The 23,615-nt window shown below is 66.4% G+C and carries 21 protein-coding genes and 1 pseudogene; 19 read left to right on the top strand and 3 right to left on the bottom strand.

Annotated elements, in window-relative coordinates; genetic code table 11:
• Positions 1-369: 369 nt before the first annotated feature.
• Positions 370-795: a DUF3331 domain-containing protein gene (locus tag FPJ27_RS02155; protein WP_204420699.1), complete on the top strand. Its 426-nt coding sequence runs from the start codon at positions 370-372 to the stop codon at positions 793-795.
• 71 nt (positions 796-866) lie between these two features.
• Positions 867-1,688 carry an alpha/beta hydrolase gene (locus FPJ27_RS02150; RefSeq protein ID WP_072437968.1) on the top strand — a complete coding sequence of 274 codons (822 nt, stop codon included), beginning with the start codon at positions 867-869 and terminating at the stop codon, positions 1,686-1,688.
• Between the two features lie 49 nt (positions 1,689-1,737).
• Here FPJ27_RS02150 and FPJ27_RS02145 read toward each other — a convergent pair whose 3' ends face one another.
• Positions 1,738-2,379: an HD domain-containing protein gene (locus FPJ27_RS02145; protein WP_204420698.1), complete on the bottom strand. Its 642-nt coding sequence runs from the start codon at positions 2,377-2,379 to the stop codon at positions 1,738-1,740.
• Positions 2,380-2,880: 501 nt separating this feature from the next.
• On the opposite strand from FPJ27_RS02145, the gene FPJ27_RS02140 reads away from it, so the two are divergent.
• Positions 2,881-4,674 (top strand): winged helix-turn-helix domain-containing protein, encoded by a 1,794-nt coding sequence (locus FPJ27_RS02140; RefSeq protein WP_204420697.1) that lies wholly within the window; start codon positions 2,881-2,883, stop codon positions 4,672-4,674.
• Positions 4,675-5,034: 360 nt separating this feature from the next.
• On the top strand, positions 5,035-6,498 hold the full coding sequence (locus FPJ27_RS02135; protein WP_204420696.1) for a mechanosensitive ion channel family protein: 1,464 nt from the start codon (positions 5,035-5,037) through the stop codon (positions 6,496-6,498).
• Positions 6,499-6,562: 64 nt separating this feature from the next.
• On the opposite strand, the gene FPJ27_RS02130 is transcribed toward FPJ27_RS02135, so the two are convergent.
• Complete coding sequence (locus FPJ27_RS02130; protein ID WP_204420695.1) at positions 6,563-7,471, bottom strand: LysR family transcriptional regulator; 909 nt, start codon at positions 7,469-7,471, stop codon at positions 6,563-6,565.
• A gap of 332 nt (positions 7,472-7,803) precedes the next feature.
• Positions 7,804-8,070, bottom strand: coding sequence for a XapX domain-containing protein (locus FPJ27_RS02125; RefSeq protein ID WP_204420694.1), 267 nt, complete (start codon positions 8,068-8,070; stop codon positions 7,804-7,806).
• Positions 8,071-8,379: 309 nt separating this feature from the next.
• Between FPJ27_RS02125 and FPJ27_RS02120 the strand changes: the two genes are divergently transcribed.
• The 15 genes and pseudogenes from FPJ27_RS02120 to FPJ27_RS02055 all read left to right on the top strand — a co-directional run bounded on the left by FPJ27_RS02120 (position 8,380) and on the right by FPJ27_RS02055 (position 23,563).
• Positions 8,380-9,066, top strand: a complete 687-nt coding sequence (locus FPJ27_RS02120) for a hydrolase (RefSeq protein WP_072437974.1) — start codon at positions 8,380-8,382, stop codon at positions 9,064-9,066.
• A gap of 170 nt (positions 9,067-9,236) precedes the next feature.
• A complete protein-coding gene (locus FPJ27_RS02115; protein ID WP_034184358.1) occupies positions 9,237-9,404 on the top strand; it encodes a DUF1427 family protein in 168 nt (55 codons plus the stop codon).
• Between the two features lie 19 nt (positions 9,405-9,423).
• On the top strand, positions 9,424-11,313 hold the full coding sequence (locus FPJ27_RS02110) for an amidohydrolase (protein ID WP_204420693.1): 1,890 nt from the start codon (positions 9,424-9,426) through the stop codon (positions 11,311-11,313).
• A 1-nt stretch (position 11,314) separates the two neighbouring features.
• The gene (locus FPJ27_RS02105; RefSeq protein ID WP_204420692.1) at positions 11,315-11,761 is read left to right on the top strand and encodes a DoxX family protein; all 447 of its coding nucleotides are present in this window, start codon (positions 11,315-11,317) and stop codon (positions 11,759-11,761) included.
• 78 nt (positions 11,762-11,839) lie between these two features.
• A pseudogene (locus tag FPJ27_RS36230) lies at positions 11,840-12,250 on the top strand (glyoxalase); the annotation flags it as partial.
• A 418-nt stretch (positions 12,251-12,668) separates the two neighbouring features.
• Positions 12,669-13,529, top strand: a complete 861-nt coding sequence (locus FPJ27_RS02100) for a transporter substrate-binding domain-containing protein (RefSeq protein WP_072445216.1) — start codon at positions 12,669-12,671, stop codon at positions 13,527-13,529.
• Between the two features lie 107 nt (positions 13,530-13,636).
• The gene (locus FPJ27_RS02095) at positions 13,637-14,359 is read left to right on the top strand and encodes an ABC transporter permease subunit (RefSeq protein WP_204420691.1); all 723 of its coding nucleotides are present in this window, start codon (positions 13,637-13,639) and stop codon (positions 14,357-14,359) included.
• Positions 14,360-14,371: 12 nt separating this feature from the next.
• Positions 14,372-15,118: an ABC transporter permease subunit gene (locus FPJ27_RS02090; RefSeq protein WP_072445198.1), complete on the top strand. Its 747-nt coding sequence runs from the start codon at positions 14,372-14,374 to the stop codon at positions 15,116-15,118.
• A gap of 27 nt (positions 15,119-15,145) precedes the next feature.
• Positions 15,146-15,937 carry an ATP-binding cassette domain-containing protein gene (locus FPJ27_RS02085; protein ID WP_034184353.1) on the top strand — a complete coding sequence of 264 codons (792 nt, stop codon included), beginning with the start codon at positions 15,146-15,148 and terminating at the stop codon, positions 15,935-15,937.
• Between the two features lie 7 nt (positions 15,938-15,944).
• Positions 15,945-17,438: a histidine ammonia-lyase gene (gene hutH, locus FPJ27_RS02080; RefSeq protein WP_204420690.1), complete on the top strand. Its 1,494-nt coding sequence runs from the start codon at positions 15,945-15,947 to the stop codon at positions 17,436-17,438.
• Positions 17,439-17,508: 70 nt separating this feature from the next.
• Positions 17,509-18,264, top strand: a complete 756-nt coding sequence (gene hutC / locus FPJ27_RS02075) for a histidine utilization repressor (RefSeq protein ID WP_072445201.1) — start codon at positions 17,509-17,511, stop codon at positions 18,262-18,264.
• A gap of 617 nt (positions 18,265-18,881) precedes the next feature.
• Positions 18,882-19,973, top strand: a complete 1,092-nt coding sequence (locus FPJ27_RS02070) for a triacylglycerol lipase (protein WP_204420689.1) — start codon at positions 18,882-18,884, stop codon at positions 19,971-19,973.
• 3 nt (positions 19,974-19,976) lie between these two features.
• Entirely contained in the window at positions 19,977-21,020 is a 1,044-nt protein-coding gene (locus tag FPJ27_RS02065; RefSeq protein ID WP_204420688.1) for a lipase secretion chaperone, read from the top strand.
• 461 nt (positions 21,021-21,481) lie between these two features.
• A complete protein-coding gene (locus tag FPJ27_RS02060; protein WP_204420687.1) occupies positions 21,482-22,966 on the top strand; it encodes an MFS transporter in 1,485 nt (494 codons plus the stop codon).
• 9 nt (positions 22,967-22,975) lie between these two features.
• Complete coding sequence (locus FPJ27_RS02055; protein WP_204420686.1) at positions 22,976-23,563, top strand: hydrolase; 588 nt, start codon at positions 22,976-22,978, stop codon at positions 23,561-23,563.
• The last annotated feature ends 52 nt before the right edge of the window (positions 23,564-23,615 follow it).

The following is a 23,615-nucleotide window of genomic DNA, read 5'->3' as shown; positions in this document are numbered from 1 at the left end:
GCGTTGGATGGATGGTGCGGACCTGCCCGCATGCGGCAATCGCGCCGGCAGCCGGCGTGGGTTCGCGGTCGCGGGCCGGCAGGCGCGCAAGTGTTAGCGAACGAACGCCGACAGGAGCCTATCGCGGGGTCATGCAGCCTGTACTGAAATCGCGCTGAATTTTCATGAAGGCGGTCGCGGCGCAAGCCGCGCGAACGCACCGGCCAGAAAAATTAAGCCCGGAATCAAGACTCTTCAGCGGCGGCTCGCTATTGTCAGCATCAGGTCATCCCGTCGCGGGTCTTGCCAGTTCGTGCCGGCGGATGACGACCGCATTGCGGGCGGGTGCGATACATCCGCGCCCTTTGCCACTTGCCTGGGTACGCCGCCATGGACGAATTCAATCGCTGGGAACACGTGATGACGCTGCTCGACCCGTCGCCGGCTGCGAGCCGCTGTGCGCCGTCGCATCTTCGCGACCCGGAACCCGTACGCCGTTGCCATCGCGACGATGCGCCGCCCGCGTCGAGCGGCGGCGTGCGCCGCCGTTGCGCGATCGTCGCCGCCGAGCGGCAGACCGATTCGTCGGTGTTGATATCGTGGAGCGATCCGACCCGCTGCCGCTACGACGAGCAGCGCTGGATCAGCGCAAAATCCCGCGCCCTCGGCCGTTGCGCGCTGACCGGCATCACGATTCATACCGGCGATGCAATCTACAAGCCGCAGTGGCGCGGAGCGAAGCGCCCGGCGAACTACCGGGAGGTGATCCTCGCGTCCGAACTGGACCGGTTCATCGTCAGGCTGTCCCGTTCATGACACGGAACGGCGCACCCAATCCGTCGGCCACGTTCTGGCCGCCGCCGCATTTTCATTGCTGAGGAATCTTCATGAGCACGTTCACGACACGCGACGGCGTTTCGATCCACTACAAGGACTGGGGCGCAGGGCGCCCGGTCGTATTCATTCACGGCTGGCCGTTGAATGCGGACATGTGGGACGTCCAGATGCATCATCTCGCATCGAACGGCTTTCGCTGCATCGCCTACGACCGGCGCGGCTTCGGCCGGTCCGGCCAGCCGTGGACGGGATACGACTACGACACGCTGGCGGACGATCTCGCGACGCTGATCGAGACGCTCGGGCTGCGCGACGTGACGCTCGTCGGCTTTTCGATGGGCGGCGGCGAAGTGGCACGCTACATCGGCCGGCACGGCACGCGACACATCGCGAAGGCCGTGCTGGTCGGGTCGGTGACGCCGCTGGTCGCGCGGCGCGACGACCATCCGGACGGTGTCGACGTGGCCGTGTTCGACGGTATTCGCGCGGGCATCGTGGCCGACCGCGCGGCCTTCTTCGAGAACTTCTGGCCGCTGTTCACCGGTTCGAACCGGGCCGCTTCGACGATCTCGCGCGCCGCGCTCGACTGGACGTCGTTCATGGCGCTGCAGGGCGGATTGAAGGGGACGCTCGATTGCGTCGGCGCGTTTTCCGAAACCGATTTCAGGGCGGATCTCGACAAGTTCGACGTGCCGACGCTCGTGATTCACGGCGACGACGACCAGACGGTGCCGCTCGCGCTCACGGGCGCCGCCGCCGCGAAGCGCGTGCCGCACGCGACGCTGAGCGTCTACGAGGGCGGGCCGCATGCGCTGTATCTGACGCACGCGCAACGATTGAACGACGAACTGCTGGCGTTCGCCCGCGCATGACCTGGCGGCGGCCGTGACGTGGCGGAGCGGGCCCGGCCGACCGGACGGCTCACTCCGTCCATTTCGACCCGAGCACCAGGCCGCAGAAATTCGTCCGACGATAGTCCGGGTCGCAACGCTCGAGCACGTCGGCGCCGACGTTGCCGAACGCAGCGGCAGGGCGATGCGCGGTGCCCGCGGCGAGCGCCTCGAGGAACAGCTCCTTGAAACACGGGCCGCGAGGCCACGCGTTCACGATCTCGTCGCGTTCGGACCGGCTCACTTCGTCGAAATGACGCGCAAAGAGATCCGTCTCGATACCGGCGCCGAGCAACGCCGTCAACGGCGTCATGTACGGGTGAATGCCGAAGGTCGTATGCAGCGCGATCGCACGCCAGACCTCTTCCGCATCGCCGGCGGCGACACCGTATCCGCAGAGGAATGCGTGGGCGGCATTCGCGCCGTCGATTTCGAAGCGCCGGCGCGAATCCCGGTAGCGCTCCGTCAGCCCGAAGTCATGGAACAGCGCGGCGACGTACAGCAGTTCGGCGTCGAATGCGATGCCGCGACGCAGCCCGATGATCGACGCAAACGCGAACACGCGCATCGCGTGCCGGAACAGGAGTTCCGGTTCGCCGGCGCGCACGGTCGCGGCGGCCTCCCGTGCGATCGGGCCGTCGGGAATCCGGATGCCGGCGATACGGTTGCCCATGGTCGTGTTCCTCGCGGCGTGACGGCGGTCGCTCGACGCTGGCGCCATCGAACCATCGTCGCGCGCCGCACCGCTGAATGTCCTGAGCGGCGCCTGAATCGTTCTGAACGGAAAATCCGACCGGCGCTCGCACCCGGAATCGATTTCACCGCGCTTTGCACGTCGCTTTTGCCTGGTTTTTTCGCAAGTCATTCGAACTGCGATTTCAATTAACGAGATCACGAAATCGATTCCGGCCAATCGGCCGTTTTATCCGATAAATGAGTTCACGAATGAACGAATGTTTCGCACATTAAAAGTGCAGGATGTCATGGTGCGCCGTGCCGGACGGCGTGCATGTCCGGGAGGCGTCGCGGCGATCGCGGTTCTCGTCGATTCAAAAAATTTGCTCCTTCCGTTCTGATAATTTGAATCACCTCATTAGACAAATGCCGTAGCATGGCACCCAACCGGTGTCATTTCTGACAGGGCATCAATGAATGAAGTCGATTAAGAATTTCCATGATCAGGATTGGAACACTTCACGTTTTTCTCGACAGACGTGAAATTCGCTCGAACGGCAAACTGCTGCGCATCGGCAGCCGCGCATTCGAAATTCTCGAACTCCTGATTCGGGCGAATGGCGCATTGGTATCGAAAGACGAAATCATGCAGCGTGTGTGGCCGCACACGATCGTGGAGGAAAACAACCTGCAGGTGCATATCGCCGCGTTGCGCAAGGCGCTGGCCGGCGACCGGAACCTGATCGTCACGGTGCCGGGGCGCGGCTATCGGCTGGTCGGCGCCCAGGCCGAAGGCGCGGCGGCCGTGCGTCCCGCGGCGTCACGGCTGACCGCCGCGCCGACCGCGCTCGTCGGCCGCGAGCAGACCGTCGCCGACGTCCTCGCGGCGCTCGACACCGCGCGCGTCGTGACGCTGGTCGGGGCGGGCGGCATCGGCAAGACGCGGGTCGCGCTCGAAGCGGCCATGCGGGCCGAGGCGAGTTTTCCGGAGGGGGCCGCGTTCGTGTCGCTGGCCACGGTTGCGTGTCCGCAATTCGTGCCTGCCGCGCTGGCGGGTGCGTTCGGCATCGTGCAGCCGGCCGGATCGCTGACGCTCGAAGCCGTGCTGGCCAGCGTGGCGAACCGCCGGATGCTGCTGGTGCTCGACAATTGCGAACATCTGCTCGATGCCGCCGCGCAGATCGCGACTGCATTGACCGAGTCCGACGCCGGATTGTGCGTCCTCGCGACCAGCCGCGAGGCGCTGCGTATCCAGGGCGAGCGGCTGTGTCCGATTCCGCCGCTCGATGTGCCCTGCGAAGGCGCCGACGATGCCGAGATCCTGCGCGCAAGCGCGGTGCAACTGTTCTCGGCGCGCGCGCGCGCCGCCGACCCTCGCTTTCCGCTCCATGGACGCAGCGTGTCGCTGATGGCGTCGGTATGCCGGCGTCTCGACGGTCTCCCGCTCGCCATCGAACTGGCTGCGGCCCGAGCGGCCGTGCTCGGCATCGATGTGCTGGCCGCGCATCTCGACGATCACTTCAGGTTGCTGACCGGCGGTTTTCGTACGGCATTGCCGCGTCATCAGACGCTGCAGGCGATGTACGACTGGAGCTACCGCCTGCTCGGGGACGCGGAGCGCCTGCTGTTGCGGTGGCTCGGCGTGTTCCGCGACAGCTTCTCGATCGACGCGGTGCGGGAGATCGTCGGCACGAAGGGGCTGGTCGATGCGGACCTGCTCGACACGATCGCCGGCCTCGTCTCGAAGTCGCTCCTGAGCCTCGAGAGCGCGCACGGCGCGCCGCGCTACCGGCTGCTGACCACGACGCGCGCGTATGCGCTGCAGCAGCTCGCGAACAACGGCGAATGCGCGGCCGCGGCACTCGCGCATGCGAACTACTTCCATAGGTTGTTCAGGCTTGCGCCCGGTGGCGACGACGCGCCGCGGGCCGAATCGCGGCTCGACGTGATCCGGCGCGAACTCGGCAATCTGCGCGCGGCGCTCGACTGGGCGTTTTCGCCGAACGGCGATGCGGAGGTCGGCATCGCAATGGCGGCTGTCGCGGTCCCGTGCCTGTTCGACCTGTCACTGGTGGACGAATGTCGCGAACGGGCGCGCGCGGCGCTCGATGCAATGCGGAATATGGACGAGACGCGGGCGCGCGAGGATGCGCGCGTGCGCCTGCTGGCCGCCTATGCCGCCGCGCTTGCCCATACGTCGGGGCCGACGCGGGTCGTGCACGACGCCTGGTCAGAACTGCACGCGCTCGGGGGCGACGCGGACGAGGCCGGGTTGCCGGCGCGCGAACCGTAACGGTGCGCGCCGCTGCCGAATTCAGAACGTTTCAGCCTGAACTCAGGACTTGGCCGGCCGGTGCGTCTACATTGCATGCATGGAGACCGTCGGCGATTGGCGCGCGGGCAGCAGACCGGCTCGCACCGCCGCTAGTCGATATCCCGATGCCACTGAATGCCGGCGTGGGGCGGCGATCGGCACATGTCGTGCCGCGGCGACTTCGCGCGTCATCGAACGACTACCGCATGAAACCTGTCCAGTCCGACCTTTCACGCCACGATTCGCCGCGGGCGGCCGCTCGCCGGATCGGGTAGCGCGAGCCATGCGATCGCGCGGGTTTCCCGCCAGTCGCGCAGCGCGCACGCGGCCCGTTCCGGCATGCTGAACCTGTCCGTCACGGTCGCCTACGGCGCACCGATCGTCGTTGCCGACCTCGTTGCGTGGCGGTTGCTCGGGCCTGGCCGTTCGACGACGAAAGCGGTCTGGCGCTGCGCGTCGTTCGCCGCGCTGACCTATGTGCTGTTCGCCACCGGCGTGAGCCCGCTCGCGGTGCCACCGTCGCCCGACCGATTCGATCGGTTGGCCATCCAGGCGATCGGTGTCGCCTGGTGGCTGCAATGCGCGCTGGTGTTCAGCCTGATGCTCGATCATTTGCTGCTGCCGCGCGCATGGCGCAACCAGCGGCTGTTTCACGACATCGCCGCGGGCGCCGTGTTCGGTGCGGCCGCGGTGGCCGCGCTGGGCTACGTACTGGGCCTGCCGCTGAGCGGCCTGGTCGCGACCTCGGGCGCGGTGGCCGTGATCCTCGGCCTGGCCGTCCAGAACACGCTGAACGACGTGTTCTCGGGCCTCGTGCTGAATACCACCCAGCCGTTTCGCCTGGGCGATACGGTGGCCATCGGCGAACTGGAAGGGCGGATAGTCGAAAGCAACTGGCGCGCGACCAAGCTGATCAACAGCCTTGGCAACCTGGTCGTCGTGCCGAACAGCACGGCGGCGAAGGCGACGATCGTCAACCTGAGCGAACCCGCGAGCGTGCACGGCGTGACACTGACGATCGAGATCGATCCGGCGGTGCGGCCGGCCGTCGTCGTCGATGCGCTCGACCGCGCTGCCGCCAGTTCGCTGGACGTGCTGGCCAGTCCCGCGCCGATCTCGGTCGTCAAGGCCTTCAAGACCAATTCCGTCGAATACGAACTCGTCTGTTACGTCGACGCGCTGCAAAAAAAGGTGGCGGTGCGTAACCGGCTCTACGATCTGGCCCACCGGCATCTCGCCGCCGCGGACATCGCGCTGCGCCCGCTCGGCGGGACGGCCGAGGCGCACCGGCCGGCTTCGAGCGGTCAACGGCTGCTGCGCGCGGTCGAACTCTTCAGGCAACTCGGCGACGAGGATCTGGCGGTGCTGGCCGATGCGCTGGCGTCGCGCGTATTCCACAAAGGGGACGTGATCTACGCGTCGAATTCCGATACGCGCCTGCTGACGATCGTCGGGTCCGGTGTCGCGTCGGTGTTCGTGCCGGGCGCGACGGGCGACATCGAGGTCAGGCGGATGGTGCCCGGCGACGCGATCGGCCAGTCCGTCGTGCTGGCCGGCACGCAACTTCATGCGAGCGTCTACGCGGTGACGGCCGTGACGGCCTATCAGTTGAGCAGCCGCGACCTGTCGCCGCTGCTCGCGAGGAAACCGGAACTCGGACGGCTGATGTGCGAATCCCTTAACGAACACATCGCGACCGAGGAAAAGATGATGATCCCGCCGGCCGCGAAGGCGCATGCGTCGTTCAATCTGATCGAGTGGCTCGAGAAGGAGATGAAGCGCCTTCACGATTCGTTCGGCTGACGCGGCGGTGGCGGGAGATCGCGGGAAAAGGCCGATCGGGCGGTGCGGCCGGCGTGCGGCGGAATCAGGCGAGCGCGGTGAACCGGTCGACGAGATCGGGGCGGTCGAGCTGCTCGACCCACCAGTGCAGCGCGCGTCCGGCCTCGTCGTCGCGCCACGCGATATAGCAATGTGTCGTGTCGCGCATGCCGGTCACCTGGCGCGCGACGAGCTTGCCCTGCGAGATCGCGCGTGCCGCGACGCAATCCGGCAGCGTGCCCACCGCGAGTCCTTCGCACTGCGCGGCCAGTTTTGCGGCGAGCGTGGGGACCGCGAGATACGGCTGCCCGGCATCGACGTTGACCGAGCGCGGCTGCAGTTCGCGCGAGGTATCGCTGATGACGGCGCCGCGATACTCGACCACCGACGCCATCGACAGCGGTTCGGGCAACGCCGCGAGCGGATGGGTGGGGGCGACGGCGAACACGTGCCTGAGCGTGCCGATCGGCCGCGCGACGATGTTCGGCAGCTCCGGCGGCTCGCCCACCGCGCCGACGACGAGATCCGCGCGGCGCGAAATCAGCGCATCCCAGGTGCCGCCGAGCACTTCGGTGGACAGGCGCAGCCGCGTGTTCATCTCGAGTCCGTAGAACGTATGCACGTACGGCCACAACGCGTCGAACGGCAGGATCTCGTCGATACAGATGCGAACCTCGGTTTCCCAGCCTTGCTGTGCACGCAGTGCCTTGAGTTCGATCTGTTGGGCGGCATGCAGCAGCCGGCGGCCCTCTTCGACGACCACGCGGCCCGCGTGCGTGAGCTTCGCACGGCGCCCGCTGCGGTCGAACAGTGCGACGTCGAGGTCGCTTTCGAGTTTTTGTACGAGATAGGTCAGCGCGGACGGTACGCGGTGCAGGAGCTCCGCGGCTTCGGCGAACGTGCCGGTGCGATCGATCGCGTCCAGTGCTTCGAGCGCTTCGAATGACAGCTTCATGATGGAATCCACGCGGGCGTCGGGCTGTCATGTTATCGCCAAGCGCCGCGGAGACCAATACGATTCAGAACAATTAATCCGGTTGCCGGAGCCGGGGGCGCTATCCTTTTTCGGGCAGGATTGCCTCGCGCGAATTCAGCGTCCGATCGGTATTGGCGATGTGCGCCATTTCCGCGGCGTCAGCGCACGGGGGAGCCGTGCCGAATGGGCCCGGGTTTCGCGGCTGCTTCGCGTTCCGGCTTGCCTGCGCGTGGTCGGCGTCGGGAGATTGGCCGGCACGCCGGTCGGCCTCCCCGAATCCGGTCAGTCAACGTGGGTCACGACGGTGTCGATTAACGTTTCTTCGCGGTGGCATCGGATGCCTGGGCGCCGGGCAGGGAGCCGAACATGTGCTGGCTGCACTTTGCTTCGTTCCACGCGGTTCTCAGATGAATTCCAGCGAGCATTCTCCGTGCGATCGGCAGGATCTGTTCGCCGGCAAGAATGCCCAGCAGGCCGGCCAGCGCGATCGTGGGCGGAGCGGGCGATTGCACGCCGATCAGGAAGTAGACGACGCCGGCGAGAATCCCGGCAAGCAGCGATGAAATATACGGCTTCATGATTCGGATGTAAGTGAATGACAACCGTGTGAAAAATACGGATAACTACTGATCCGCGGACGATCCCGAATTCATTCGATAGCGTAGCAGGTCTTTTTTGATGTGATCATTCAATTCGATGGTTTTAAGATCTTTTAAGGCCTGTTTTTAGGGATTTTATTAATCGATTTGATTAAGTGGCGTTACCATGAAATTGCGTGTTGAATGACACCGGCTGGCAGGAAAGCCTGCCGGCACAGCGCATTGGGCGCCTCCCGGCTTGCCGGCGAGACAGGCAATTTTTTCTCCGCGTCAAAGGACATGACTACCATGAGCAATCCGAAGCTTGAAGTACTCACCCCCCATAACAGCCAGCTGATCTTCATCGACCAGCAGCCGCAGATGGCGTTCGGCGTGCAGTCGATCGATCGTCAGGTTCTGAAGAACAACGTCGTCGGGCTCGCGAAGGCCGCGAAGGTATTCAACATCCCGACCACGATCACGACGGTTGAAAGCGACAGCTTCTCGGGGCACACCTATCCCGAGCTGCTCGACGTGTTCCCGAACCAGAAGACGCTCGAACGCACGTCGATGAACTCGTGGGACGACCAGAAGGTGCGCGATGCGCTGGCCGCGAACGGCCGCAAGAAGGTGGTCGTGTCGGGCCTGTGGACGGAGGTCTGCAATACGACGTTCGCGCTGTGCGCGATGCTCGAAGGTGACTACGAAATCTACATGGTCGCCGACGCATCGGGCGGCACGTCGAAGGACGCGCACGACTTCGCGATGCAGCGGATGGTGCAGGCCGGCGTGGTGCCCGTGACGTGGCAGCAGGTCCTGCTCGAGTGGCAGCGCGACTGGGCACACCGCGAGACTTACGACGCCGTGATGGCGATCGCGAAGGAGCACTCGGGTGCGTACGGGATGGGTGTCGATTACGCGTACACGATGGTCCACAAGGCCGCGCAGCGTACCGCGACGCCGCACGAGTCGATCCCGCCCGTGCCGGCGAAGTGACCGAAGGCAGTCGCGACTGTCGATGCTGATGCGGCGTGTTCCCCGCGAACACGCGGCATCGGCAATATGAAATCGCGGGCGGCGTACGTGGTCGATTCACGGATGCCGCCCGCAGCGTGTTTGCCAGGACGTTACGACCTGCATTCCAACCTGTCCGAGAAATTGATCGTATGGAACCTTATCTGGTTTCCCTTGGTGCGGGCTTGCTGATCGGTGTCATTTACAGCGCAATCAAGGTCCGTTCTCCGGCGCCGCCGCTGATCGCGCTTGTCGGGCTGCTCGGCATGTTGATCGGCGTGCAGGCCATCCCCACCCTCAAACAGCTCTTTGGCTTCTGATCGAAACGAGGTGACGTATATGACCGCAACCGAGTCCCAACCGGATCTGATCCTTCACAACGGAAGGTTCACGACCCTCGACCGCGCCAACCCCACCGCGACGGCGGTGGCGATAGCCGCCGGCCGCTTCGTTGCGGTCGGCAATGAAGCGGACGTCATGCGGCTCGCCGGGCGCGCGACGAAGGTCGTCGACCTCGGCGGCCGCGCCGTGCTGCCGGGCCTGATCGACAACCACTGCCACGTGATTCGCGGTGGCCTGAACTACAACATGGAACTGCGCTGGGACGGTGTGCCGTCGCTCGCGGTCGCGATGGACATGCTCAGGCGGCAGGTCGCGATCACGCCCGCGCCGCAATGGGTGCGCGTGGTCGGCGGCTTCACCGAGCACCAGTTCGCCGAGAAGCGCCTGCCGACGATCGAGGAGCTCAACGCCGCCGCGCCCGATACGCCGGTGTTCATCCTGCACCTGTACGACCGTGCGCTGCTGAACGCGGCCGCGCTGCGCGTGGTCGGCTACACGAAGGACACGCCCGAGCCGCCGGGCGGCACGATCCTGCGCGACGCCGCGGGCAACCCGACCGGGCTGCTGCTCGCGAACCCGAACGCGACGATCCTCTACGCGACGCTCGCGAAGGGGCCGAAGCTGCCGTTCGAATACCAGTACAACTCGACGCGCCACTTCATGCGCGAACTGAACCGTCTCGGCGTGACGGGCGTGATCGATGCGGGCGGCGGTTCGCAGAATTATCCCGACGATTACGAAGTGATCCGCAAGCTGCACGACGCGGGCGAGATGACGATCCGGATCGCGTACAACCTGTTCACGCAGAAGCCGAACGCCGAGAAGGAAGACTTCGTGAACTGGACCAAGAGCGTCAAGTATCACGACGGCACCGACTATTTCCGCAACAACGGCGCGGGCGAGATGCTGGTGTTCTCGGCGGCCGACTTCGAGGATTTCCGCGTCGCGCGGCCGGACCTGCCGGCGCAGATGGAGGACGATCTCGAAGGCGTCGTGCGCGTGCTCGCGCAGAACCGCTGGCCGTGGCGCATGCATGCGACCTACGATGAAACGATCGACCGCGCGCTCGACGTGTTCGAGAAGGTCAACAAGGACATCCCACTCGAAGGCCTGAACTGGTTCTTCGATCACGCGGAAACCATTACCGAAAAATCGATGGACCGTATTGCGGCGCTGGGCGGCGGCATCGCGGTGCAGCACCGGATGGCGTACCAGGGCGAATACTTCGTCGAGCGTTATGGCGCGCAGGCGGCCGAAGCGACGCCGCCCGTCGCGAAGATGCTCTCGAAGGGCATCAAGGTGTCGGCCGGCACCGACGCAACGCGCGTCGCGTCGTACAACCCGTGGGTGTCGCTCGCGTGGCTCGTGACGGGCAAGACGGTCGGCGGCTTGCGGATGTATCCGCAACGCAACCTGCTCGATCGCGAGACCGCGCTGCGGATGTGGACCGAATACGTGACCTGGTTCTCGAACGAGGAAGGGAAGAAAGGGCGTGTAGCGGTCGGGCAGCTCGCCGACCTGGTGGTCCCGGATCGCGATTTCTTCGCATGCGCGGAGGACGATATCGCGGGCACGACCGCGTTGCTGACGGTGGTCGGCGGCAAGATCGTGTGGGGCGCGGGGCCGTTCGCGTCGCACGACGCGCCGATTCCGCCCGCGATGCCGGACTGGTCGCCCGTGCGCGAGTACGGCGGCTACGGCGGCTGGGGCGCGACGCAGCGCAACGGCGCACCGCTGCAGCGTGCGGCGGCCGCCGCGATGTGCGGCTGCGCGAGTGCGTGCAACGTGCACGCCCATGCGCATGCGAGCGCGTGGGGCAGTGCATTGCCGACGTCGGACGCGAAGGGCTTCTGGGGCGCGTTCGGTTGTTCGTGCTGGGCGATCTGACATGTCGACGACAACCGGCCGGTACAGCCCAGGGTGGATTCGCGTCCTGCTGGCGCAGCCGTGGGTCGGCGCGCTGGTGCGGCTTGCGCTGGTTTCCGCTTTCCTGATCGGAGGCGTCGACAAGGCACTGCACTTTGACGATGCGATCGCGGAGCAGGCGCATTTCGGCCTGCATCCGCCCGCGTTCTGGGCTGCACTGGCGGTTGTGGTCGAGATCGGCGGTTCGCTGTGCGTGGTATTTCGCCGGTTCACCTGGATTGGCGCGGGTGGACTCGGCGTGCTGACCGTCGTCGCGATGCTGGTGGCGAACGACTTCTGGAACCGCACGGGCGTGGCGCGCTTCATGGCGCTCAACAGCTTCTTCGAGCACCTGGGGCTGATCGCCGCGCTCGTCCTCGTCACCATGCTTGGCGATGTTCAACGCGGGGAAGGGGACAGCCGCGCCTGATCGTTTGTCCGGCAGGTTGAAACAGGAAGGAAATTCAACCGCGGAGAACGTTCGCACTGAACTGCATTGCTTGCGCTGATGCTGGCGGACGGCTTCGCTGCCGCTCCCGCTTCGTTCGCAACGCCTCCCGGACCTGCCGCTACGCATGCACGTGCGCTCGCGGCAGGTCTGCAATACGACACGATGCTCGTGTCAGTCGCCCCCGGCGATTTCAACCGTTTCACCGACAGCTTTGTCGCGAGGTCTGGCGGCAGCAAGTCGAATCAGGTGTCTTCCAGGTGACGCCGACACCCGGTCGGCCCCTGTCTCAGCTCGTCCTTGCGCCGTCCGGCACGATTTCCTCGTTCTGCTTCAAGACACCGATCCCCTGGCCGCCCGCGGCGGCGCGCACGGGCTATCTCGTGGCCGACATCGAAACGTCCATGAAGGTGGCGCGCAAGCATGGCGCGGATGGGGGGCGTCGACATGTTCCCCGATCCGATCGGTCGCGCTCGCGTCGACTTCCGGAGAGCGCGAACGCGCGGCCATACCGGGCGCGCGCGATGTCGACGCGCGGCCCGGAATACTCGATCGAGCATCGACCGGATATCCAATCCTCAGACCTTATTCCGGTCAGTCCGACCTGCCTGTCTCCGCGCGTCGAATGGTCGGCACCCAGCCGATCGAATTCAAAATTTGTCTAGTCATCCTTGGGATTTGTCCACGTCCGCTGCACCAAATCCGTGCCCGGAATCCCCGCGATGACGCGCACTGGAGCCCTGTATTTAGGGGATTTCCCGCGTTTACGCGGTTTTTTTTGATCAGCGCTTGTCCCGCGGTTTTTCTTCTTGCATGCTTGTATAGACAAATTCCTGAGGCGGCTTGAATGACCGAGGGGATGACGAACTTCAACGCAAGGAGAAATCTCGTGAACGGCAAGCGCATCAAGTGGGCAATCAGGACGATCGGCGTCATCGCGGCTGCAGCGGCAACGCTTGCCGCGCCGGTTCAGGCAAAGGAATGGAAGACGGTGACGGTGGCGCTCGAAGGCGGCTACGCACCGTGGAACCTCACGCTGCCGGGCGGCAAGCTCGGCGGCTTCGAACCGGAACTGCTCGCCAACGTGTGCGGCCGGATCAAGATCCAGTGCAACATGGTCGCGCAGGACTGGGACGGGATGATTCCCGGCCTGCAGGCCGGCAAGTTCGATGTCCTGATGGATGCGATCTCGATCACGCCGGAGCGCGAGAAGATCCTGCTGTTCTCGCGCCCCTATGCGGCCACGCCGGCGACGTTCGCCGTCACCGACACGAAGATCCTGCCGAAGGCCGCGCCCGGCGCACCGGCCGTCAAGCTGACCGGCGACGCGAACGCCGACAAGCCGACCGTCGACGCGCTGCGCAAGCAGTTGAAGGGCAAGACGATCGGCATCCAGTCGGGCACCGTCTATACGAAATTCATCAACGACAGCTTCAAGGACATCGCGTCGATCCGCGTGTACAAGACCTCGCCCGAGCGCGATCTCGACCTCGTCGCCGGGCGCATCGATGCGTCGTTCGACGACGTCACGTACTACGCGGCGAACACCGAGAAGAAGGAAAACGCGTCGATCGTGCTCGCGGGCCCGAAGCTCGGCGGGCCGATCTGGGGGCCGGGCGAAGGTCTCGCGTTCCGCAAGCAGGATCCCGACCTGAAGACCAAGTTCGATGCGGCGATCGGCGCGGCACTCGCGGACGGCACCGTGAAGAAGCTTGCCGACAAGTGGTTCAAGACCGACGTCACGCCGTAAGCGCGCGTCCGGCCGCCGCCGCGTAGTTGACGTCACGACGCAACGACACGGCGACGCGCGGCGGCGCGCATCCTGCAGATTCACTCAACGCATGCCGGGAGACACGCATGGCGATTCTTGAAATGCTCGGCTTCGGAACCGAAGGCTGGGGCGGCGTGTTGCTGCTCGCCGCACTGATGACGGTCGCGCTGACGCTCGCCGCGCTCGCGGTCGGCGCCGGGATCGGCGCCGCGATCGCGGCCGCGAAACTGTCGCGCCACCGCAGCGCACGCCTGCTCGGCGATCTCTACACGACGGTGTTTCGCGGCGTGCCCGAACTGCTCGTCATCTACCTGTTCTATTTCGGCGGCTCGACGCTCGTCACGACCATCGGCCAGTGGTTCGGCGCGGAAGGCTTCATCGGCGTGCCGCCGTTCGTGATCGGCGCGCTGGCGGTCGGCATGATCTCGGGCGCGTATCAGGCGGAGGTGTACCGCGCGGCCGTGCTGGCCGTGTCGAAGGGCGAGCTCGAAGCGGCGCGCTCGATCGGCATGCCGCGCGGCATGGTGCTGCGCCGCATCCTGATTCCGCAGGTGCTGCGCTTCGCGCTGCCCGGCATCGGCAACGTGTGGCAACTGAGCCTGAAGGATTCGGCGCTGATCTCGGTCACCGGGCTCGCCGAACTGCTGCGTACGAGCCAGATCGCCGCGAACTCGACGCACCAGTACTTCGTGTTCTTCGTCGCGGGCGGCGCGCTCTACCTCGTGATGACGGGCCTGTCGAACCGCGTGTTCAACCGGGCGGAAGCGATCGTCGGCCGCTCGTTCCGCCGCAATTTCGCGCGCAACTGACGGAGAGCACGCATGTCCATCGATTTCGACTTCCTCATCGACACGCTGCGACAGCTGCTCGCGGCCGTGCCGACCACGCTCGGCCTGTTCTTCGCGTCGCTCGTGCTCGGCGGCCTGCTGTCGCTCGTGATCGTCACGATGCGCGTGTCGCCGCGCTGGCTGCCGAACCGCTTCGCGCGCGCGTACATCCTGGTGTTTCGCGGTTCGCCGCTGCTGATCCAGATGTTTCTCGTGTACTACGGGCTCGGCCAGTTCGGCGTGATTCGCGAGAGCTTCATGTGGCCGCTGCTGCGCGAACCGTATGCGTGCGCGGTGCTGTCGCTGGCGTTGTGCACGGCCGGCTATACGGCCGAGATCGTGCGCGGCGGGCTGATGGCCGTGCCGGTCGGGCAGATCGAGGCCGGTTATTCGATCGGCCTGTCGGGCTTCGCGCTGCTGCGGCGCGTGATCGGCCCGATCGCGTTGCGCCAGTGCCTGCCCGCGTATTCGACCGAAGCCGTGCTGCTCGTCAAGTCGACCGCGCTGGCCAGCCTCGTCACGGTGTGGGAAGTGACGGGCGTCGCGCAGCAGATCATCCAGCAGACCTACCGCACGACCGAGGTGTTCGTGTGCGCGGCCCTCATCTACCTCGGCCTGAACTTCATCGTCGTACGCGTGCTCGGCGCGCTCGAATGGCGGCTGTCGGCCCACCTGCGCGCGCCGAAGCCGGCCGGCACGCCCGCCGCGGCGGCGCGCAATGCCCGGCGCGTCGCGCCCTGAGCGTATCCATCCTTCCCGGAGAATCCGATGAACACCGCTGCTCCCGTTGCCCTGTCGGTCAGGAACATCCACAAGTCGTTCGGCGATCACCATGTGCTGAAGGGCATTTCGCTCGATGCGCACGAGGGCGACGTGATCTCGATCCTCGGCGCGAGCGGCTCGGGCAAGAGCACGTTCCTGCGCTGCCTGAACCTGCTCGAGACGCCCGACGACGGCACCGTCGCGCTCGCGGGCGAGGAACTGAAGATGAAGCGCACGCGCGACGGTAAGCTGCATCCGGGCGACCGGCGTCAGGTCGACCGGATCCGTTCGCAGCTCGGCATGGTGTTCCAGAACTTCAACCTGTGGTCGCACATGACGGTGCTCGACAACCTCGTCGAAGGCCCGCTGCGCGTGCAGAAGCGCAGCCGCGCGGAAGCGGTCGAGGAAGCCGAGGCGCTGCTCGCGCGCGTCGGCCTCGCGGACAAGCGCGGCTACTATCCGGCGCACCTGTCGGGCGGCCAGCAGCAGCGCGTCGCGATTGCGCGTGCACTTGCGATGCATCCGAAGGTGATGCTGTTCGACGAACCGACGTCGGCGCTCGATCCGGAACTGGTCGGCGAGGTGCTGCGCGTGATGCGCTCGCTCGCGGAGGAAGGGCGCACGATGCTGGTCGTCACGCACGAGATGGGTTTTGCGCGTCACGTGTCGAACCGCGTGATGTTCCTGCATCAGGGCGAAGTCGATTCGGACGGCACGCCCGGCGATCTGTTCGGCGGCCAGTGCTCGGAGCGCTTCCGGCAGTTCGTGTCGAGCCATCACGACCGTTCCGCGAACTGAGGCTGCCATGACCGTATTCCGTTCGGCAAGGCCGCTCGACTGGCGGCAGGTCGCGGCAGTGGCAGCCGGCGAGCCGCTCGCGCTGGCCGACGATGCGCGCGTACGCGTCGTCGCGGCGCGCGAGCTCGTCGACGAAATCGTCGCGCGCGGCATCCGCGCGTACGGCGTCAATACGGGCGTCGGCGCGCTGTGCGACGTGATCGTGTCGCCGGCGCAGCAGAGCACGCTGTCGCGCAACATCCTGATGAGCCATGCGGTCGGCGTGGGCGCACCGCTCGGCGCGCCGGAAACGCGCGCGATCGTCGCGGCGGCGATCAACAACTACGCGCACGGGCATTCGGGCGTGCGCGCCGACGTCGTCGACCAGCTCGTCGCGTTGCTGGAACACGATTGCCTGCCGGAAGTGCCGGCGCACGGCTCGGTCGGCTATCTGACCCATATGGCGCACGTCGCGCTGGTCTGCATCGGCCATGGCCATGCGCGCCACCGCGGCGAGCGGATTCGCGGCGACGAGGCGTTGCGCCGCATCGGCCGCGCGCCGCTCGTGCTCGGCGCGAAGGAAGGGCTGAGTCTCGTCAACGGCACGCCGTGCGTGACGGGGCTGGCCGCGCTCGCGCTCGCGCGCGCGGAGCGGCTGCTCGACTGGGCCGACTGGGTGGCGGCGACGAGCTTCGAGAACCTCGGCGGGCAGCTCGCCGCCTTCGATCCGGCGTCGCTTGCGTTGCGGATTTCGCCCGGCATCGGGCACGTCGGCGCGCGGTTGCGTGCGCTGCTTGCCGACAGCGGGATGCTCGCGGCGGCAAGCGGCCGGCATACGCAGGATCCGCTCAGCCTGCGCACGATTCCGCACGTGCACGGTGCGGCGCGCGACGTGTTCGACGTGACGGCGGAGGTGGTCGATCGCGAACTGGCGTCGGTGACCGACAATCCGATCGTGGCCGGCACGCGCGACGCGCCGACCGTCCATTCGCAGGCGCATGCGGTCGGCGCAGGCATCGCGCTGGCGATGGACAGCCTAGCGGCGGCGATGGCACAGGTCGCGGCAATCGCCGAACGGCGTCTCGACCGGCTCGTCAATCCGCTCGTGAGCGGGCTGCCGGCGTTTCTCGCGACGCCTGGCGGCACCTGTTCGGGCTTCATGATCGCGCAGTACACGGCAGTCGCGCTCGTTGCGCAGAACCAGCGGCTCGCGGCGCCGGCGAGCCTCGACGGCGGCATCACGTCGGGCCTGCAGGAAGATCACTTGTGCCATGCGACGCCGGCGGCGCTGAAAGCGCTCGACATCATCGAGAACACGACGCGCGTGCTGGCGATCGAGCTGCTGGCCGCCGCACAGGCCTACGATCTGCAGGCGGACGGTGCATCGCGGGCCGCACCCACCGACGCGCTGTGGCGGCATGTGCGCGAACGCGTGCCGGTGTACCGGGACGATCGACCGCTCGCGGACGACATCGCGATCGCCGCCGGCATCGTCGCGAGCGTGCCGCCGCCCGTGATGTAACGGCCGGAGGCCGGCCGCCGAGCGACGCGACGGCCGGCGGACGATCCATCATTCATTCGATCGAGGGCGCATGAACGAAACGCAACGACAACTTGCCGGCCGGCTGGCGGGCGCACCGGGCGACGGCGTGCCGGCGCGCGCATTGCCGGCCTACCAGCAGATCAAGCGCTACGTCGTCGAGCGGATCGCGAACGGCGACTGGAAGCCCGGCGGCGCGATTCCGACCGAGGCCGAACTGGTCAAGGAATTCGGCGTCGCGCGGATGACGGTGTCGCGCGCACTGCGCGAGCTGACCGCCGAGCGCGTGCTGACCCGGATCCAGGGCGCGGGCACGTTCGTCGAACGGCGGCATTACGAATCGACGGTGCTGGAAATCCGCAACATCGCGGACGAGATCGCGGAGCGCGGCCACCGGCACAGCGCGCGCGTATTGCTGATCGAAAGCAGCGACGATCAGGAGGCGGTCGAAGCGCTCGGGCTGCGTTCGGGGCCCGTGTTCCATTCGCGCATCGTGCATTACGAGGAAGACGAGCCGATCCAGTTCGAGGATCGCTACGTCAATCCGGCGCTGTTTCCCGCGTATCTGGAACAGGACTTCACGATCGAGACGCCGAATCACTACATGGTGCGGCTTGCGCCGATCCAGCGCGCCGAGTTCCGGATCTACGCGGAAAAACCCAATGCGCAGGTGCGCCGGCATCTCGTGATGGAAATCGGCGAGCCGTGTCTGTTGTTGAGCCGCCGCACGTGGGTCGGCGAGCACATCGCAACGTCGGTGCGGTTGTGGCATCCGGCGTCGCGGTTTCATCTGGCGGGGCGGGTGTAGGGAGCGTTGATTCATCCCGGAACTCGCCGTTGAAACTTTCGTCCACGCCGGCGCCGTTCAGCCAGGGCTTGCCCGGCTCGTCGAGTGCCATCTCCATGCCGTTGCGCGCGCCCATCTCAGGGCACATCCCGCCGGCATCTTCTTCAGCCCTGCGTGCTTCTGCTCGAGTTGCTTGAGCCGCTTGACGTCGTCCGCCGCCAGGCCGCCGAAACGCTGCCGCCGGTTCCGAAAATTCCAGGGCAGGTCACCCGGGCGAGATTGATCCGTTTGATGCGCGTCGGCGCTCAGCCGCAACAGCCGGGATCGCAAGACATCGAGGAAGAGCGATGGATTTAGCGGTTGATGCACCCGTTGTCAACTGACTGGAGGGCCCTGTCTAACCGTCTGCGCAGTCTTGCTTAACGTGATTCACTTCGCCTGCCGGTGCGAAAACGTTCGTTTGTGTTCGTTTTTATTCGTTTTCGGGCATCGGTGTGTGTCGCGCCAAGCCGTCGAGGCCGGTATGGCCGACATCCCGCGCCCGGGCGACGCTTCAGTGCCGGAAGCGTCGCTGCATCGGCGAATCTCGCGTCCTCATCCTCAAGCAACCGACATGCACGTAAAAAATGGAGAACAAGATGAGCAGATCGATACGAGCGAAGACAGCGGCGGCCGTGGTCGCATTCGCAATGAACGCGGCTCCCGCCGCGAGTGTTGGAACCATTCTGTCGCTGGCCGGCGCGCAGGCCGCTTCCGCCGCGACGACCGCCGTCGACGATTATGCGGCGACCCGGTACCCGATCATTCTCGTGCACGGGCTGACCGGCACCGACAAGTATGGCGGCGTCGTCGAGTACTGGTATCACATTCCGGCGGATCTGCAGGCGCACGGCGCGAAGGTATACGTTGCCAATCTGTCCGGCTATCAGGGCGACGATGGCCCGAACGGGCGCGGCGAGCAATTGCTTGCCTACGTGAAGCAGGTCCTCGCGGCGACGGGCGCGCAGAAAGTGAATCTGATCGGCCATAGCCAGGGCGGCCTGACGTCGCGTTATGTTGCGTCTGTTGCGCCGGAACTGGTCGCGTCGGTGACGACGATCAGCACGCCGCACTGGGGTTCGCAATTCGCGGACTTCGTCCAGCAACTGTTGCAGGCGGATCCGACCGGCCTGTCGTCGGTCGTGCTCGGCGCGTTCGCGAATGCGCTCGGCACGTTGACGAGCAGCAACTTCAATACGAACCAGAATGCGATCCAGGCGCTGTCGGTGCTGACGACGGCGAAGGCCGCCGAATACAACCGGAAATTTCCGAGCGCGGGTCTCGGTGCGCCGGGCTCGTGTCGGACGGGCGCGTCGACCGAGACGGTCAACGGCAACACGCACCTGCTTTATTCGTGGGGCGGCACGGCGATCCAGCCGACAACGACGGTGGCCGGCGTGACGGGGGCTGTCGATACGAGCGTGAGCGGGGCCACCGATCCGGCGAACGTGCTCGATCCGGCCACGCTGGCGCTGCTCGGCAGCGGCACGGTGATGATCAATCGTGGCTCCGGTCCGAACGACGGCGTCGTATCGCAATGCAGCGCGCTGTTCGGCCAGGTGCTCGGCACGTATCACTGGGATCACACCGATGCGATCAACCAGATTCTCGGCGTGCTTGGCGCGAATGTGGAGGATCCGGTTGCGGTGATCCGCACGCACGCGAACCGGCTGAAAACGCAAGGCGTGTAAGCGATGACAGGTAGCAAGAGCGGCATCGCGCGACGCGTCGCGCTTTACGGGGCAGCGGGCGTCGTTGCGGCCGGCGCGCTCTGGTATGGGCTCGACGCCCGGAAGACGCGCGACGCCGGCATGTCCGGCGTCGCGCCCGCCGGGGCCGTGTCGTCCGCGTCGGCGGGCGGCACGGCGGCGAGCACCGTGCCCGGTTTCGGCGCAAGCGGGCTGCCCCCGGCACTCGCCGGCTCGACTGCGCCGCGCCTGCCGCTCGATGCGCACGGCCATCTCGCAAAGGTCGTTGCCGTGCGCGGCTTCTTCGACTATTTCCTGACCGCGCAAAACCAGTTGCGCGCCGCGGAACTCGATGCGCTCGTCGCGCGCGCGGTTGCCGCGCAGCTCGACGGCACGGTTGCGCAACGCGAGGCGCTCGACGTCTGGCAGCGCTACCGCGCGTATTTCGCCGAACTCGCGAAGCTGCCGGGCGGCGGCGCCGTGGACAACAAGGTCGACCTCCCGGCACTGCAGCTCGCGCTCGACCGGCGCGCGTCGATCGCGAGCCGCACGCTTGGCGACTGGAGCGAGCCGTTCGTCGGCGCCGAGCAGACGCTGCAGCGTGACGATCTCGCACGATTGAAGATCGTCCGCGATCCGTCGCTGACCGAGGACCAGAAGGCGGCAGGTCTTGCCGCGCTCGAGCAGCAACTGCCGCCCGATCGGCGCGCCGGGCTGGAGCGCCAGAAGGAGCAGGACAACGCGATCGCGCAAATCGACAAAGTGCAGAAATCAAACGCGACGCCCGATGAAATGCGCGCGCAGCTCGCGCAAACGCTCGGGCCGGAGGCTGCCGAGCGAGTCGTGAAGATGCAGCAGGCGGACAACGCGTGGCGTGCGAAGTACAACGAATATGCGGCGCAGCGCGCGCAGATCGATGCGCAGAACCTGTCGACACAGGATCGCGATGCGCAGATCGCGCAGTTGCGGCAGCGCTACTTTACGGAGCCGGGGGAGGCGCTGCGTGCGGCGTCGCTCGATCACGGCAGCGTGTCGACGCGCACGCAATAGATCCGACCTCGATCGAGCGGATCGTCGTATATCGAGCGATTTCCGCAACGCGTTGTCGATAACGGTCGACAGCGCGTGGTTTATCGGTACTTCAGCGCGGTCAAGACGAGCCTCATTGCAGAACCGGCATGCCGCTCTAGAGCCCTCGCTCTGAATCCCCATTGCACCGCCGCATGAAACAGTCGTCGGCCGATGGAAGCACACGGCGCAAATAATTTCGTACGCACTCGGCAAGATCCGCCGCGCTCCCGGGATATGCCCGTCCGGCAAGGGACGCGGTCTGTTTGCCGACGTCATTCCCGGCTAGCCGGGGCCGCTTTCGAGCATTCGGCTCGCGATCTGCATTCAAGCGACGAATGTGTGCATCGCAACAATCCATTTCATTCGCGGCAATCGTAACGGTAAGGTGAACGCACGTTCGAATTTGATCGGGCGATGCGAATTCACCACGTGACGACGCCATGAAAACGAATCACGATCGACCTGCGCAAGCAACATCCTCGTCCCCGGGCGGCAATGGGCGCGCGACGGGCCTGCGCCTGCCGGGCAGGCTGGTGGGACCGATCGTGCTGGGCACGCTGCTCAATGCGCTGAACTCGTCGATGATCGCGGTCGCGCTCGTCAGCATCCAGCAGGCGTTCAACCCGCAGGGTGCCGCGCATGAACGCATCGACACGATGTGGCTCGTGTCGGGCCTCTATCTCGCGACGGCGGTCGGCCAGCCGACGATGGGGCGTCTCGCCGACCGGTTCGGCGCGAAGCGGATCTTCTGCCTCGGCCTCGCGATCGTATTGATCGCGTCCGCGCTCGCGCCGTTCGCGCCGTCGCTCGGGTGGCTGATCGCGTCGCGCGTCGCGCTCGGCATCGGCACGTCCGCCGCGTATCCGGCGGGCATGGCGATGATCCGCACGTGGTCGCAGCAGCATGCGAACGGCGCGACGCCGACGGGCGGCCTCGGCGCGATCTCGGTCGCGGCGCAGGTGGCCGTCGCGTTCGGGCCGCCGCTCGGCGGCGCGCTCGTGCAGTTCGCCGGCTGGCGCGCGATCTTCTGGATCAACGTGCCGATCGTGCTGCTGGCCTTCGTGCTCGCGTGGCTGTGGATTCCGGCCGACGTCGTCCCGCGCGGCGCGCGGCAACGCCGCACGCTGCGGGGCACGCTGAAGGAGCTGGACCTGCCGGGCGTCGTGCTGTTCGTCCTGACGCTCACGAGCCTGCTGCTGTTCCTGCAATCGGTGTCGCGCGAGCCCGACTGGCTGCTGCTCGTCGCGACGCTGGTGCTGTGCCCGTTGCTGGTCCGGCGCGAGCGGCTGGCCGCGACGCCGCTGATCGACATCCGCATGCTCAGCGACAACCGTGCGCTCACGAGCACGTACCTGCGCTGCGTCGGCACCTACGCGGTGTTCTACGCGATCTTCTATGCGCTGCCGATGTGGCTGCAGGAGGCCAAGCGCCTGTCCGCCGCCGACGCCGGCCTCGTGATGCTGCCGGTCGCCGGGATCGGCACGATCGCGACGATGCTCGCGACCCGCGTCGCGCACCGTCACGGCTCGCGGCCGGTGCTGATCATCGGCTCCGCGATGCTGTGCATCGGCAGCGTCGTGATGAGCCTCCTCACCAGCGCGATGCCGGTCTGGTCGATCGTGCTGCTGTCGATCGTGTTCGGCGTGCCGAACGGCTTCAACAATCTCGGCAACCAGGCGGCGCTCTACCAGAGCGCGCCGCACGACCGGATCGGCACGGCCTCGGGGCTGTACCGCACCGCGCAGTATGTCGGCGGCAGCCTGTCGTTTGCGCTCGTCGGGCTGGCGCTCGGCCATCCGGCGAGCGATCGCGGCCTGCGCGAGCTGGCCATCGTCCTGGCGGTCGTCAGCGTGCTGCTGCTGCTCAACGCGGCGTCGAGCCGGCACCTGGATGCCGCCGCTTCTTCCATCTCCCAACAGAAGTGAGGTTTCACCATGTCCATTCCGACGCTCAATCGCACGGTCGCGCTGGTCGCAATCGATCTGCAGAACGGCATCGTGTCGCTGCCGGTCGTGCCCTACACCGGCGCGCAGGTCGTGGCGAAGACGGTCGAGCTCGCGACCGCGTTCCGCGCGCTGCAGCTGCCCGTCATCTACGTGCACACGAGCTACCAGCCGGACGGCGGCGTGGCGCTGAAGGTCAGGACGGATGCGCCGTCGGCGCCGCCGAATCTCGATCCCGAATGGAGCGCGTTCGCGCCGGCGCTCGGCGTGGGGCCGTCGGACATCGTCGTGACGAAGCACCAGTGGGGCGCGTTCACCGGCACCGACCTCGACGTGCAGCTGCGCCGGCGCGGCATCACGGACATCGTGCTGACCGGGATCGCGACCAACATCGGCGTCGAATCGACGGCGCGCCAGGCATACGAGAACAACTACAACGTCGTCGTCGTCAGCGACGCGGTCAGCACGTCGTCCGCCGACGCGCAGCACTTCGCGCTGACGCAGATTTTCCCGAAGCTCGGGCAGGTCGCCGCGACGGCCGACGTGGAGGCGGCACTGGAGCAGGCGTATTCGCGCTGAACGAAGCGGCGTGTTCGGCGTGCACATTCATACAGAGTCATTTACCGAGGCA

It is taken from the genome of Burkholderia sp. MS455 (assembly GCF_016899445.1).
GTDB classification, from domain to species: Bacteria; Pseudomonadota; Gammaproteobacteria; order Burkholderiales; family Burkholderiaceae; genus Burkholderia; species Burkholderia pyrrocinia_C.
Note: the sequence above shows the minus strand (reverse complement) of the source record. Positions and strands in the feature narration are given on the sequence as shown.

Bases quoted from the DNA above. Each gene is read 5' to 3' on its own strand.
- FPJ27_RS02155 (WP_204420699.1), top strand. From the start codon at position 370: ATGGACGAATTCAATCGCTGGGAACACGTGATGACGCTGCTCGACCCG.
- FPJ27_RS02150 (WP_072437968.1), top strand. From the start codon at position 867: ATGAGCACGTTCACGACACGCGACGGCGTTTCGATCCACTACAAGGAC.
- FPJ27_RS02145 (WP_204420698.1), bottom strand. From the start codon at position 2,379: ATGGGCAACCGTATCGCCGGCATCCGGATTCCCGACGGCCCGATCGCA.
- FPJ27_RS02140 (WP_204420697.1), top strand. From the start codon at position 2,881: ATGATCAGGATTGGAACACTTCACGTTTTTCTCGACAGACGTGAAATT.
- FPJ27_RS02135 (WP_204420696.1), top strand. From the start codon at position 5,035: ATGCTGAACCTGTCCGTCACGGTCGCCTACGGCGCACCGATCGTCGTT.
- FPJ27_RS02130 (WP_204420695.1), bottom strand. From the start codon at position 7,471: ATGAAGCTGTCATTCGAAGCGCTCGAAGCACTGGACGCGATCGATCGC.
- FPJ27_RS02125 (WP_204420694.1), bottom strand. From the start codon at position 8,070: ATGAAGCCGTATATTTCATCGCTGCTTGCCGGGATTCTCGCCGGCGTC.
- FPJ27_RS02120 (WP_072437974.1), top strand. From the start codon at position 8,380: ATGAGCAATCCGAAGCTTGAAGTACTCACCCCCCATAACAGCCAGCTG.
- FPJ27_RS02115 (WP_034184358.1), top strand. From the start codon at position 9,237: ATGGAACCTTATCTGGTTTCCCTTGGTGCGGGCTTGCTGATCGGTGTC.
- FPJ27_RS02110 (WP_204420693.1), top strand. From the start codon at position 9,424: ATGACCGCAACCGAGTCCCAACCGGATCTGATCCTTCACAACGGAAGG.
- FPJ27_RS02105 (WP_204420692.1), top strand. From the start codon at position 11,315: ATGTCGACGACAACCGGCCGGTACAGCCCAGGGTGGATTCGCGTCCTG.
- FPJ27_RS02095 (WP_204420691.1), top strand. From the start codon at position 13,637: ATGGCGATTCTTGAAATGCTCGGCTTCGGAACCGAAGGCTGGGGCGGC.
- FPJ27_RS02090 (WP_072445198.1), top strand. From the start codon at position 14,372: ATGTCCATCGATTTCGACTTCCTCATCGACACGCTGCGACAGCTGCTC.
- FPJ27_RS02085 (WP_034184353.1), top strand. From the start codon at position 15,146: ATGAACACCGCTGCTCCCGTTGCCCTGTCGGTCAGGAACATCCACAAG.
- hutH (WP_204420690.1), top strand. From the start codon at position 15,945: ATGACCGTATTCCGTTCGGCAAGGCCGCTCGACTGGCGGCAGGTCGCG.
- hutC (WP_072445201.1), top strand. From the start codon at position 17,509: ATGAACGAAACGCAACGACAACTTGCCGGCCGGCTGGCGGGCGCACCG.
- FPJ27_RS02070 (WP_204420689.1), top strand. From the start codon at position 18,882: ATGAGCAGATCGATACGAGCGAAGACAGCGGCGGCCGTGGTCGCATTC.
- FPJ27_RS02065 (WP_204420688.1), top strand. From the start codon at position 19,977: ATGACAGGTAGCAAGAGCGGCATCGCGCGACGCGTCGCGCTTTACGGG.
- FPJ27_RS02060 (WP_204420687.1), top strand. From the start codon at position 21,482: ATGAAAACGAATCACGATCGACCTGCGCAAGCAACATCCTCGTCCCCG.
- FPJ27_RS02055 (WP_204420686.1), top strand. From the start codon at position 22,976: ATGTCCATTCCGACGCTCAATCGCACGGTCGCGCTGGTCGCAATCGAT.